The 12,597-nt window shown below is 35.1% G+C and carries 13 protein-coding genes; 7 read left to right on the plus strand and 6 right to left on the minus strand.

Features of this window, described 5'->3' with window-relative positions; all coding sequences use genetic code 11:
- Window positions 1–206: 206 nt before the first annotated feature.
- Together ABIE66_RS12915 and ABIE66_RS12920 are read right to left on the minus strand one after the other, a co-directional pair.
- The gene (locus tag ABIE66_RS12915; protein ID WP_370014961.1) at window positions 207–1,418 is read right to left on the minus strand and encodes a PP2C family protein-serine/threonine phosphatase; all 1,212 of its coding nucleotides are present in this window, start codon (window positions 1,416–1,418) and stop codon (window positions 207–209) included.
- Entirely contained in the window at window positions 1,411–2,262 is an 852-nt protein-coding gene (locus tag ABIE66_RS12920) for an alpha/beta fold hydrolase (protein WP_370014962.1), read from the minus strand. The genes ABIE66_RS12915 and ABIE66_RS12920 overlap by 8 nt, the downstream gene beginning before the upstream one ends.
- Before the next feature lie 839 nt (window positions 2,263–3,101).
- Between ABIE66_RS12920 and ABIE66_RS12925 the strand changes: the two genes are divergently transcribed.
- From ABIE66_RS12925 to ABIE66_RS12935, 3 genes are all read left to right on the plus strand, one after another.
- Window positions 3,102–3,200, plus strand: coding sequence for a winged helix-turn-helix domain-containing protein (locus ABIE66_RS12925; RefSeq protein WP_370017035.1), 99 nt, complete (start codon window positions 3,102–3,104; stop codon window positions 3,198–3,200).
- Between the two features lie 517 nt (window positions 3,201–3,717).
- The gene (locus ABIE66_RS12930) at window positions 3,718–3,927 is read left to right on the plus strand and encodes a hypothetical protein (protein ID WP_370014963.1); all 210 of its coding nucleotides are present in this window, start codon (window positions 3,718–3,720) and stop codon (window positions 3,925–3,927) included.
- 168 nt (window positions 3,928–4,095) lie between these two features.
- A complete protein-coding gene (locus tag ABIE66_RS12935) occupies window positions 4,096–5,058 on the plus strand; it encodes a peptidoglycan-binding protein (RefSeq protein WP_370014964.1) in 963 nt (320 codons plus the stop codon).
- A 112-nt stretch (window positions 5,059–5,170) separates the two neighbouring features.
- Here ABIE66_RS12935 and ABIE66_RS12940 read toward each other — a convergent pair whose 3' ends face one another.
- The gene (locus tag ABIE66_RS12940) at window positions 5,171–5,485 is read right to left on the minus strand and encodes a hypothetical protein (RefSeq protein ID WP_370014965.1); all 315 of its coding nucleotides are present in this window, start codon (window positions 5,483–5,485) and stop codon (window positions 5,171–5,173) included.
- Between the two features lie 276 nt (window positions 5,486–5,761).
- On the opposite strand from ABIE66_RS12940, the gene ABIE66_RS12945 reads away from it, so the two are divergent.
- A complete protein-coding gene (locus ABIE66_RS12945) occupies window positions 5,762–7,366 on the plus strand; it encodes a phosphodiester glycosidase family protein (protein WP_370014967.1) in 1,605 nt (534 codons plus the stop codon).
- A gap of 156 nt (window positions 7,367–7,522) precedes the next feature.
- On the opposite strand, the gene ABIE66_RS12950 is transcribed toward ABIE66_RS12945, so the two are convergent.
- On the minus strand, window positions 7,523–7,762 hold the full coding sequence (locus tag ABIE66_RS12950) for a hypothetical protein (RefSeq protein ID WP_370014969.1): 240 nt from the start codon (window positions 7,760–7,762) through the stop codon (window positions 7,523–7,525).
- A 1,514-nt stretch (window positions 7,763–9,276) separates the two neighbouring features.
- On the opposite strand from ABIE66_RS12950, the gene ABIE66_RS12955 reads away from it, so the two are divergent.
- Entirely contained in the window at window positions 9,277–9,513 is a 237-nt protein-coding gene (locus ABIE66_RS12955; RefSeq protein WP_370014970.1) for a hypothetical protein, read from the plus strand.
- 41 nt (window positions 9,514–9,554) lie between these two features.
- Here ABIE66_RS12955 and ABIE66_RS12960 read toward each other — a convergent pair whose 3' ends face one another.
- Together ABIE66_RS12960 and ABIE66_RS12965 are read right to left on the minus strand one after the other, a co-directional pair.
- Window positions 9,555–9,782 carry a helix-turn-helix domain-containing protein gene (locus ABIE66_RS12960; protein WP_370014972.1) on the minus strand — a complete coding sequence of 76 codons (228 nt, stop codon included), beginning with the start codon at window positions 9,780–9,782 and terminating at the stop codon, window positions 9,555–9,557.
- 327 nt (window positions 9,783–10,109) lie between these two features.
- Window positions 10,110–10,286, minus strand: coding sequence for a hypothetical protein (locus ABIE66_RS12965; RefSeq protein ID WP_370014974.1), 177 nt, complete (start codon window positions 10,284–10,286; stop codon window positions 10,110–10,112).
- Window positions 10,287–10,682: 396 nt separating this feature from the next.
- Here ABIE66_RS12965 and ABIE66_RS12970 point away from each other — a divergent pair, with 396 nt between their 5' ends.
- Entirely contained in the window at window positions 10,683–11,528 is an 846-nt protein-coding gene (locus tag ABIE66_RS12970; protein WP_370014976.1) for a hypothetical protein, read from the plus strand.
- A gap of 43 nt (window positions 11,529–11,571) precedes the next feature.
- Window positions 11,572–12,483, plus strand: coding sequence for a VanW family protein (locus ABIE66_RS12975; protein ID WP_370014977.1), 912 nt, complete (start codon window positions 11,572–11,574; stop codon window positions 12,481–12,483).
- The last annotated feature ends 114 nt before the right edge of the window (window positions 12,484–12,597 follow it).

Here is a 12,597-nt window from a genome sequence, read left to right on the forward strand (position 1 = left end):
ACAAAGTGAATGGGGATTAATGGAAAGTTGGTTGTGGATTGGTGAATTGTACTGGGAGCTGGATGATTTTTGGATTGGAAGCTGTCATTTTATTATTTATATTACGTGATTTTAATAATTATTTTGCGTAAAAAATAGAAGCTACCCATAATAAGTTAACTGCAACCTGTATTGGTTTATGTAACGGATAGCACAACCCCAATGTCTTATTTTAGGTTAACTAAAATAAGACATTGGTCATCTTTACGTTGGTCAGTGCCCTCTTCATTTCTAAGCGAATGTATAATTTCCTCTTTAAGTGTAGATATAGGGGCAGCCGAATAGGTCTTTAACAATGAGCATAAACGGTCTGAACCTAGAGGTTCTTCAACTCCATCTGTATAAAGGCACAGCTTACTGTCCTTATTGTATGTAAGGGTATTTGTTTTAAAAGTTATATCTTCAAACATCCCGAGTGGAGGCCGATTAGAACGCAAGTGATATTGTTTTCCGTTTATATCCTGTAAAAGAACGGAAGGATGGCCTGCATTGATATATTTAATTTCTCTCTTATCAGTATCGATTAAAAGGTAGACAGCTGTGCAATAATGATAAGTTTCACTTGTGTTTTTGAATAAAGAATGAAGATGATCATCTAATTCCTTCATCACAGTTCTTACTTCAGAACCTTTTAAAATTAATCTCTGAAATATGGAATGAAGTGACATGGTTATTAGAGCTGAAGAAAGCCCGTGCCCCATCACATCAAGTAGGATAAGGCCATACCGTCGGGCGTCAATTTGGTAAAATCCATAAATATCACCTGATAATTGATTGGAGCCTTTATAATACGCTTGAATTTCAAGATGTTCATTAATAATGGGAACAGTTAATAGTGTCTCTTGGATTTTTTTGGCAAACTCCATTTCTCTTTCTGTATCTACTTTGTATTTTTCGTTTGTTTCGTTCAATTCAATAAGTTTATCCTTTTGCACTTTCATCGTTTCATGAGCATTCTCTAAATCAGAATAAGCCTTATTCCTAGCATTTAGAGCTGTCACTGCCTCTTTTTTCGCTAGTAGAAGCTCATTTTCTAATTCGTTTCTTTTTCGCATGGGGATCACCACACACTCAATGATAGTTCTTCCATCTCGCTCTCTTCGAACAGCGTTGAGTAACACAGGTATTTCTTCATCATCTACAGACTTTAAGGATATATATATTTCCTCAATGTGATTTTCTAACCTGATCAGAGGAACCAGATAAAGCTGATGAAAGAGTATAGCAGAAGCCGAAAGGATAAAATTAATATGCTGCCCTTTCAATTGATCGAGATTATATCCCAATATTTTAAGTAAGGTTTGGTTAACGGATAAAATAGTATCTTCTTCTGATAAAGTCAAATATCCGCAGGGTGCCTCATTTAATTGTTCATTCACAAAAGTTCACACCCATTCCTTTCAGTAAATCGTTTGTCGGAAATTCATCCAAATACTGACGGATTAGGTATATCGTCTCCTCAGGATGACTCATATGTGGACAGTGTCCTGTTGCTTTCATCAATTTCAATGTACTATGAGGAAGATGCTTATGAATATAATCACCTACTGCTGACGGAGCAATAACATCTTTAGAACATTGCAAAATGAGTGATGGTACTTTTACTTTTGCTAAGTCTTTACGGTTGTCTGCAAAAAAGGTAACCTCCGCAAATTGTCGAGCGATAATAGGATCAGTAGAACAAAAACGATTCTCTAGCTCCCGTTTAAGCTCTGGGCGATCTGGATTATTCATTACCGTTCCCGCAAAGGCGGTTGCCCAGCCTATATAATTTTTGTCCATCATATCAATCAATCCTAAAAGCTGTTCTTTCTCGAATCCTCCGTAATAATCATTAGGGAGATTCAGGTAGCAAGGGGAAGGACCAACCAGAACAAGTTTAGAAAAATATTCAGGATGTTTAATTGATGCCAGCATGCCAATCACACATCCAACAGAGTGTCCAACAAATATAGCATCTTTTAGGTCTAAAGCCGAACATACATCAAGTACGTCTTGTGCATACCCTTCAAGAGTACTGTATCTTTCCACGTTGTATGCATTTATATCTGAATTACCTGACCCAACATAGTCAAATAGGATAATTTGGTATTCATCTTCGAAGTCTTTTGCAACTAATTGCCAGACATTTTGATCACAACCAAAACCTGGGGCAAATATCATTGGTCGTGTACCACTACCTTTAATCTTTACATTATTACGTAATAAAATATTGGGATTCATAATTGGCTCCTTCATTAGAAGATATACATACTATATGTTAACACTAACCTTATTCGAATTAAAGAATTGCACTTTAGTACTAAATCGCTACTAATGAGATCAGACTTTTTTTAATATCATCTACTAGTATTATAAAAAAAGTATAAGTTGGTGTAATTATGTACAAATATCCAATAAGTCAATATTTGAGGAACATATCTTAAACATTATCAGGATTTTCTTGAACAGAAAATTGTCTTAGTATCTATTTACCTTAAAAGTTCTGTCACCCCTAATATACTCGATGAAAATGGATTGGTTGTATATTCTAAATCGGGAATAAAGCAGCCTTCAATCCAGGATCTTGGAGAGGTATTACTTATCCTGGCTGCTTTAACGAATTAAGTAATATGAAGAAGTCCCTGGTAAGTAATGATAGGTTTTCATAGTCTCAGATTTGCTGGTCAGTACGTACGAGGAACCTCAATATCCCCTCAAACAAACATATAAGATCTATTAATAAAAATGAATAAACATCAATCTAATGATTTACAAAGACAGTAGGATAAAATTAATTGCTTTAAAATGAACTGGATTATACTAAGAATTATTGGATTTTGAAAAGAATCTATTATGATTCACTTGTTGTAAATTAAGGGTTTATTTTTCAACATTTTGGGAATAAAATCGACTCGAAGCGGAGTCTTAAAACCATCTCCTCTTACATCAACGCTTATAAAAAAGGCGGAATTGATGGTTTGAAAATGGGACACTCTCCTGGTGCACCACACAAGCTAACAGACAAACAGAAGTAAGAACTTATTCAAATAGTCACTTATCAAACTCCCAATGATCTTGGAATTTCTACAACTTACAATTGGACCCTTTCTTTAGTGTCGAAGTATATTGAACAGGAATGGGGGGAGAGGTATACACTTCGTGGAGTTTCAAGACTTTAGGAAACTCTTAGTCTTACGTTTACAAGAACCTCTTATACCCGGAAAAGGTCGACAACGTTCCTTGATCATTAGCCTTTTGAAAGTCTAATCTGTTCTAGAGTGTAAACTCTTTTTAGAAAACATATTGTAGAGAGCAGAGAAATGAGGGATTTAGAAGAGTATTGACTGATTATGTGGTTGTTTAATTCAATTTATCTATTTTATAATCATGTTAGAAACGCAACAAAAAATATATAACCCCTATTTTATGTCTATATTTGAATAGATAAAATAGGGGTTTTTATAATGGGTAATTTAAACTTCTCCCTTCTTCTGACTCATATCCTTCAATATTGTTTTACCCTATCTTTAAGAAATTTTCTGATGACTAATTGGAGCTTTTAAAATGTTGCTAGTTTCAGGTTTTTTGCGCAAAATAATTATCATATTGCGTTAAATAATAAATTGATATCGGACGAAACATCTTTTGTTTTTCCTGTATAATAATACTATATTTTACATTTGGGAGGAATTATTTATGGACCAAGCCAGCAGTTTAATAGGGCTTTTTGCAATCATACCGATATTGTTTTATCTGGGACTTATTGTATTAAGTGTTTATTTCATAATTAAGATTATTAAATTCATCAATGCAAAGACAAGATTAGATCAAGAAAGAAATGAAAAGCTGGATGAGTTGATAAGAGTTATTGGTAAAGATAAAGAAAATCAAAATAAGCCTTTATAATAGAACAAAAGCACAATCCCATTAAGGGTTGTGCTTTTGTTATTTTACCGGAATTATATGAATGATGAACCCAACTAGGTCAACATAAAAGGGCATTTTTTTGTAACGTCAAGGTAGGTGTACAAGCATTTCCTAATAAGTACCGTAACATATTAGGAGGTGGTTAAATTGACAGTTAAATTAGAAACTTTATTGGATCGTTCGGAAAAGAATATGGGCAGCGGTATTCATCCAGACGTAAAAGAATCAGCATTGGAAATGGTTAAACGGGCATACCAAGAAGGTATTTTCGTTCAAATCAGCGCAGGTTATCGGTCTATGGAAGAGCAAGCAAAGCTATATGGTCAAGGTCGCCTAGGTTATAACTACGATGGTATAAACTATAGTGATTTATCGAAACCGAGAGTGACCAACGCGATGCCAGGTCAATCTTACCATAATTATGGACTAGCCATAGATTATTTCATAGTCAGCGATGATGGAAAGAATGCCATATGGACAGTTGATTCAAAATGGAAACGGGTAGCAGCAATTGGTAAATCCTTGGGCTTTGCATGGGGAGGGGATTGGTCAAGCTTTAAAGATTATCCTCACTTGGATATGACGGGTGGACTAACTTATTCTCAGTTAAAAGCGGGAGCAAAGCCTAGACTGATATCAAAAGTAAATGGAACCACTCCACCAGCTACACAAGTCGAATCGGAAGTCATTGTAAAGGATACGCCTGCAAAGGACAGCGGCAATCAGACTATCAAGTCCATTCAAAGGACATTAAATAGCCGTTATAATGCAAAAATAGATGTTGATGGTTATTATGGTCCTAATACTAAAAAAGCGCTGATCAAGGGTTTTCAAACCGAATTGAATAAACAATATGGTGCAAAGATTAATGTGGATGGAATATGGGGACCCCAAACAAAAGCGGCTTCACCTAATGTTAGGGAAGGTGCGAAAGGGAATATCACCTATATCCTACAAGCAGCACTTTATATGGAAGGACATAATCCGCATGGCATAGATGGTATCTTTGGAAGCGGAACGGAAATAGCGGTCAAGGCATTTCAAAGGGCCACGGGAATACCTGCAGACGGGATCGCCGGTGAAAATACCTTTGCAAAATTATTTGGATGATATATGAAATGGAATAGAACTATAATGCTTGAAGCAATTACCTTAGCAAAAAGCCCTAAAAATGAGGGCTTTTTTTGTATGAATGAAAAAGGATTTTTATAATAGCAGTTTTTTAAAAGTAAATATCCCAATCGTTTAAGAATCGAAGTATAAGAAAAGTAAGAATACATATCGGGACAAGAAATGTAACCGCATTTACGATATGAAAGTACTTTAATGCGGAATGCTTTATTCTTTTGACTTTAATTACTAAATAGAAGAATGATAAGGTTGCGATCAATGGGCATAACAAGCCAAGATCAGTTAAGATTCTTGAAATTGGGTAGCTCATTATACTAAGTCCAATGAGGAATGAAGCAAGGCAGATCACATTGATAACCGACAATATGGTTGGTATCAACAACACGTTCTTTTTTACTGTCTCCATAAATTTCACCTCCAAGATAATCCCATTTTATAATATCCACTGATCAAGTAGCAAAGCAAGATGAAGGCTTTGTTAAAAGTAAAGGTTGATTTACTATGTACAAAGAGAAAATATCCAAAATTCTGTCCTTTCACAAATGTGAATTGTAATATTTATGGAGTATTTATACTCATTTTTATTCACTTGAAATTGACTGAAATATAATAGTTCTTTTGAATTTACATAATATTTAAACAATACAGTTAAAGGATGACTTAACTTTATTGGAGGGGAAAAATGAAGAATTTATGGAATAAGGCTATTTTGCCTATCGCTTATATTAGTTTAGCTTCTGTGATGGTCGTAAATACCATTCCGGAAACTCTAGTTCAAGCAAATTCGAATGTTCAATCACAAGTGCAAATGAAAAATCATGTGCTTCCGCTGGGAACACCTAATTTACATGAGCAAAGAACTTCAATGAATCCAGCACCAGGAGTTACGTATACCAAAATCAATCGTGGTGAAACATCTTCAAAAGACTTTTTCACAGTGGATGTGGCATTTGTAGAAACACATGAACAGGCAAAAAGCTTGTTGGCAAATTTAAAGAAGGATGGTTTCAAAAATGCTCGTATCATTAGAGAACAGAATCAGGCCATGGATGATCGCGAAAAAGATCCACTTGGATACATAGTTCGCGTCGGCCAATATCAGCTGGAAGCGGATGCAACCGAAATGAGAAAAAGGTTATCGGAAAAGGGATATACGGGTCTCCGGAATGTGTATACGGGTGAGGACGGAGAGAAAACGACAGGACCATGGGTAGTAAACGTCCTTGAAGTGGATCAGGATCAATTTCAAGGGCAATTGGTGCCTGAATTAGCAAATGATGCTGTGACAGGGAAAGAAACATTGACCCAAATGGCTGACAGAAATGATGGCATTGCAGGAGTTAATGCCGGTTACTTTGTTGTAGGAGAAAAGGATGGAACACCAGGCGATCTTGCCGGTATATTTGCCAGCAATGGACAGCTTGTCAGTGAAGCGATTAATGGCCGTTCAGCTCTGATTTTATCTTCTGTTGAAAAGAAGGCAGACATTGCTTCCGTTTCCACGTCAATTCAGGCCACTTCATCTGATGGTGCGGTTAGAGAAGTGGATGGATTAAACCGGAAGCCAGGATTAATCCGCAATTGTGGCGGTGTTGGAGGGGATACCACTACAGAACGGCCGAAACATGATTTTACTTGTAAGGATGAAAGTGAACTTATCCAATATACTTCCGTATTTGGAGAAAAGACAGAATCGGGCAACGGTGTGGAAGTGGTAGTAAATCATGCCGGAAAAGTGGTGGAAATTCGTAACCATCGTGGGGGAGACATTCCAAGCAGCGGTTCTGTTCTTGCAGGAACGGGGGAAGCAGCAGAGTGGCTTCGTGAGCATGCCCAACAAGGGATGAAGATTCAGGTGAAGAGTGAAATCGTTGGTGATGGAAAGCAAATGGAATTAGACCAAACCACCAGCATGATAAATGGAGGTCCTCGATTATTGGAAAACGGAAAAATTTCCATTAATGCCGTAGAGGAAGGTTTTCACTGGGAAGAAGATCCTGGGTTTTATTATCGTTTTGGGGAACGTCGTAATCCTAGAACGCTTGCAGGAATCAAGGAAAATGGCAATCTATTATTTGTCACCATCGATGGACGCGCACCCGGATGGAGTGTGGGGGCTAATTTTGAAGAAAGTGCGAAAATCATGAAGTCATTAGGAGCCGTCGATGCCATCAATCTTGATGGCGGCGGATCGACGACCATGACAGTTGGGGATGATCGAGTCACAAGACCATCTGATGCAACAGGTGAACGTCCAATTGCCGACGGAATATTGTTAGTAGAATAATGGATTGGTCATGTAGTTAGGTTAACCTTAAATTGATTTTGAAACCAAAGAAAATAAATGTTTATTTCAATATTCTTGAAATGTAAAAATATTCAACTCAAGGAACTCATCAATCAAAAAAGCACTTAACCTAAATGGTAAAGTGCTTTTTTGTATCTATTTATTTAATACTTCTTTATTTTGATTAATGATGATTTTATTTCTTAAAATCATTTCCTTATTATTAAGTCCAATATTTAATTCGGCAGGATTGCTCATCTTTTCTAGGAGAGACGATACAGATATTGCTAATAATTCAGGGATAGGCATGTCTGTATTATCTGATAAGCTTTTCAGTTTGCTGATTAATTCAGGAGATAACAATGACTCTAATGCTAGTCTTTCATTTATGTCCATGATTGTACCCTCCATATGTTGAATTACTTTATTAGTTTAATTATATAATAAAAATTTATTAGAGTGAGATTTAATCATGTAAAGATTTGATGTCAATTGTAGGAGGTATGATGGAAAATAGGTAATCTTCTTATTAATATGGTAAAATTTCAGATTTTATTTAAACCTGGTGGATATACATACGATTTCCCAGGGGTATTTGGAGAATTGGTTACTGTTTAAATGTTCATTGATGAACGAAGTTGAGCTAAATGGAAAGGTTATGTTAAATGTAACGGTTTATTTTTAATAGATAATATGGATGACAGGTTGCCCTTAATGTGAGTCAAAAAGTGTTTTTAAAGGATATTTGGAATTTTATGTTAAAATAAAAAGAAGAATATGGAATAACATACAACATACATTACCAATGTTAAGAAATCATCTATTTAGGGGTGCAATTTTGGAGAATATTTGCTCTAAATGTAAAACAGTTATGGTGAATGCTAATCTAGATAGTTTTCCAATTAGAATTTACAAAACAGGTAAAAAACCTAATACTAATACTATGAGCAACATTAGCCCCTGTTATGTATGTCCTTGCTGTGGGTTTATCGAGTTTTATGTAGAAGAACCTGAAAAGTTCAGGTAGAGAAACCCAACTATGAACCCTTCGTATTTAACCAGGCTATGTTAAAGGCAAAGGTTGATTTAGAAAATAGTCAAAATAAAAAACTAAAATGGATATTTATGTTTAAATGTATATGAGAATGTGAAGATTTCTACTTAAACTAACGTAAGTAGATTAGTGAAACAAGAGGTGAAAATAAAGGGGGGATCGTTGGAAAATAAGGACGTCTTAATTATTGTCGGTATAATATTATACTTTATATTATTTGTTGTAGGTATGTTATTTTCAGAACAAATCCCTCTCCTAACTTTCGTAGGGATAATTGGACTTAGTGGTATGTCTTACTTTGTATTCCGAATTGTTACGAGAGCAATTGAGAATCAAAAGTAATCACATTTTCTTATTCGAAAAATAGATGCTGACGATGAAGTTTCAGAAACTTCATATAAATAGTTATTGCTTATTCGACTAACGAGTTAGCTTTAGCAAAAAAATGGATACAACAACTGATTATGATTTATTCAAAATCACCCAGAACTTAAACATAGCTTTTAATAAAGGGTGCTTGTAGTAAAAAACTGTCATGGGGAAAAATGAACTTGGATACTTTTCCAAGTTCATTTTAATGTTCCTAGCTAATATATTCGCCACGGAAGGCTAAGTAATATGGAAAAGATGTAGATGTGAAAAGATTAAGAGTAGATAAGATTGCAAACTTTGATGATAAGTGGACAACTTATGACAAAGACTCTAATCAAGTTCAGGTTCATTATGCTAAGAGTTACGATTCTAATATTAGCACTAAGGATACATCAACAAAAAACCATAGGGTTGTAATTAACAAAACTAAATCAACTAGGAGTACTCAATATCCCTTATCCTTTAAAAACTAGGAGTGAAGAAAATGAAAATAAAAAAAAATCAAAAATTCGTACAGTTAGACGTAAGGAATTGGGATAATACAGAGTTAGTAGAAAGTTTATATGAAATTTGCGAGACTAGTAAAGAGTATGAAAATGATGAAGTAGAGGTTCATCAGGTTGTGGACTTAGGAAAACTTAAAAACGAGTGGAGATATTTAATCATTCTAAATATTTCACAAGACTTGGATAACCTAGGTGCACCAGTAGACCATTATTAAAATTTAAAAAGAATTAATTATAGCTTGAGACCGCCAGTCATTTAAGATTGGTGGTTTTCTTCTGCTTGAACTAATTCAATTACATCTTCAATAATGCATTCAAGGTATTCACAAATGTTGATCAAAATGGATAAAGCAACATTTTCACCCTTGGACATTTTAGCAAGTGTAGCTGTTGATATTTTTAAATCCTTTTTTAGATCTGTTTTAGTTTTATCTTTTCTGATAAATGTAATTTCCATTGGCTTGTAACTCGGAATAAGTCTCAAAATAACATCTCTCCTTAGACTCCCACTTGATTTTGACAGATTAAACGAAGTGCAGAAGGCGTTTAACCATTACTATAGGGGAGCCAATTAAACACTTCTCAAAGGCTCTGAAACACTTTTAATTAGGTGGGGAATATTACTTTAGGAAGGCTAGACCTTATGAGTTGGAAAGGTTGGGATTGGATAGAAAGTTTTTTTTTTACATAAGTTAATAAAAAGTATGTTTACTCCAGTGGTGTCGATTAATCAAGGATATTTAATAAAGAACATATTCAACATTAGAGTAAAAATTATGCTTGTAAATGGATACAACCTGATATTGGAACATTATGAATCTGTCGTGACCTTACCTTTATTTTGGCGGAAAGTACTTTTATATATCATAGGAGGGGTTTTCATGGAGAAAATAAACATCGGCCAATTTCCTGCCTCTGGAGAACCTTTAGGCGGGATACTCTCCCCTGGGTAAGGATATTCTGTCCATCTTCTATAACTTGTTCTCATAAAGACCACCCCTATAAATGTTCTCTTTGTTCCTTATGATTAAGAGTAATGAAATTTGACCATTTAACTTTTTGCTCCCTGGTTAGACCAGATGTAGTCGGTTTCTTTTTTTCAAATGTGAGGTTAAACACTTAAATTAAGAAGTACTAGCTTATAGAAACAGTTTAACAAAGAGAGATAGAGGTTAAATTTACCACGAGAAATATCAATGCATTCCACTTTCAAAATGAACTTTTTAATTGAGCCATTTTATGCCTTTATAGCTGATTCCCCCAAACCCAGTGTTTTAGAACATAAATTAACAGGGAGGAGTTTAATTTGAAAAATTCCCAAGTATTTGAAGGTATTCAACTGATCATGTCCTGAAATAATAAGAAAAAGTGCAGGAGAAACCAAATGAAAAACAAAAAAAATTATCAGGTATTTATCGCTATTTTTATAATTGTCTTAATGGTCGATCACTCGGTCTATGCAATTGAATGGGAAGATGAAGAAGTACCCATTAGCTTTAAAATTGAGATGTTACCTTGGGAGATTGTAAACAACATTATTCCTAATAAAACAAATTTCACCATTATTGATATTGAAACTGGTTTATCATTTAAGGTACAACGAAGAGCAGGTAGCCATCATGCCGACGTACAGCCACTAACCAAAGAAGATACTCAAATCATGAAGAAAATTTATAATAATAAATGGAGTTGGAATAGAAGAGCCATTATTGTATTAATCAATAATCAAATGATTGCTGCATCAATGCACGGAATGCCACATGGTGCTGGTGCACTTCAAAATGGTTTTTCAGGTCATTTCTGTGTTCATTTCTCTGGAAGCATTACGCATCGTTTGAAAAACGAAGACCTTTCTCATAAATTAATGGTATTGAAAGCGGCTGGTAAGCTTGATGATTATATTCAAACGGTAAGTCCCTATGAACTTATACGTATTTTTACCATTGCCATTAATCAAGGAAATCAGAAATTATTAGCAATGACCTTATCAAATCCGAGTCATCCTAATCGAGTCAATAAACTTGTTACATATTTTGGAGTAGTTGACCCTTTAAGACAACCTCCTGAACAACTAAATGGGCTATTTCTCGTGGATGTACCCGTTCAAGTAGCTTTTTATAAGAAGAGAGAAGGTAAAGAAATAAAGGTTATGCATTTTATGATCCGAAGGGAGAGTTTGACTGATCGTTGGTTCATTGATCAAGATGCGATCTATGAAGACTTAAAATAAGATTTGTAAAAATAAATTCCAATCCAGTATGGGGGTGAATTCTATGCGATTATCATGGATTGCCGGACTTTTACTATTCGTTCAACCAGTGAATATTTCTGAAAGCATAGCTGTAACCCACCAAGGACAAACGATTGCTAGTGTCAACCATGCTGATATTACTATGCCCTTACTAGATGTTCCTATCATGGACGTGGATAAATACAATCAATTTGTAGAAAAAATAGACCGACAAGTTTACCAAAAACCTGTAAATGCCACAATAGACAAACAAGGTAATATTCTTCCTGGGCGGGTAGGTTACAAGCTATACCATCAAGCATTTAAAGAGCAATTTTATTCCTTTTTGTACAGTAGTAGAGCCTATAAACTAGAAGTACCTTTGCTTGCTATTCATCCAAATGTTGATAGCGAATTACTTGCGGAGATTCGTGAAAAAAAGATAGGTGAATATAGAACTTATTTTAATGTGAACAACAAAAATCGTACAAATAATATCTTGCTTGCTACAGAAGCCATTAATAATTATGTCGTGTTTCCAGGAGAGGTGTTTTCTTTTAATCAATCCGTTGGCAAGAGATCAGTAAATAAAGGATATATGCTCGCTCGAGTTATCGTTAAAGGAGAGTTTTCTGAAGGAATTGGTGGAGGGATATGTCAGGTGTCATCCACCCTGTTTAATGCTATCGACAATGCAGGGTTGCAAACTATTCAACGCTATTCCCATACTAGGAGCGTTCCGTATGTTCCATCTGGCCGCGATGCTACAGTAAGTTGGTATGGTCCTGATTTTAGTTTTAAAAACAAGTACAATCAACCTATCCTAATCCGAGCTACAACGCAAGGAGGAATGGTAAGTATCAGGGTTTACTCTTCAGATATGGTAAATTATAAGACACGAAAAGTTCCCGCTGCTTCAAATCAGATATCAAAAGAACAGATTTACCGTTCGTAAAAGTACACTTTTACGAGCGGATTGTTTTTTTATAAAATCACCTACTTTTCTGAAAAATTTCATTTTTAATCCAATAATATGGACGGAATACGCAATAGCCCCGCCGTTGTATAA

Source organism: Peribacillus sp. B2I2 (assembly GCF_041261685.1).
In the GTDB taxonomy this organism is placed as follows: domain Bacteria; phylum Bacillota; class Bacilli; order Bacillales; family DSM-1321; genus Peribacillus.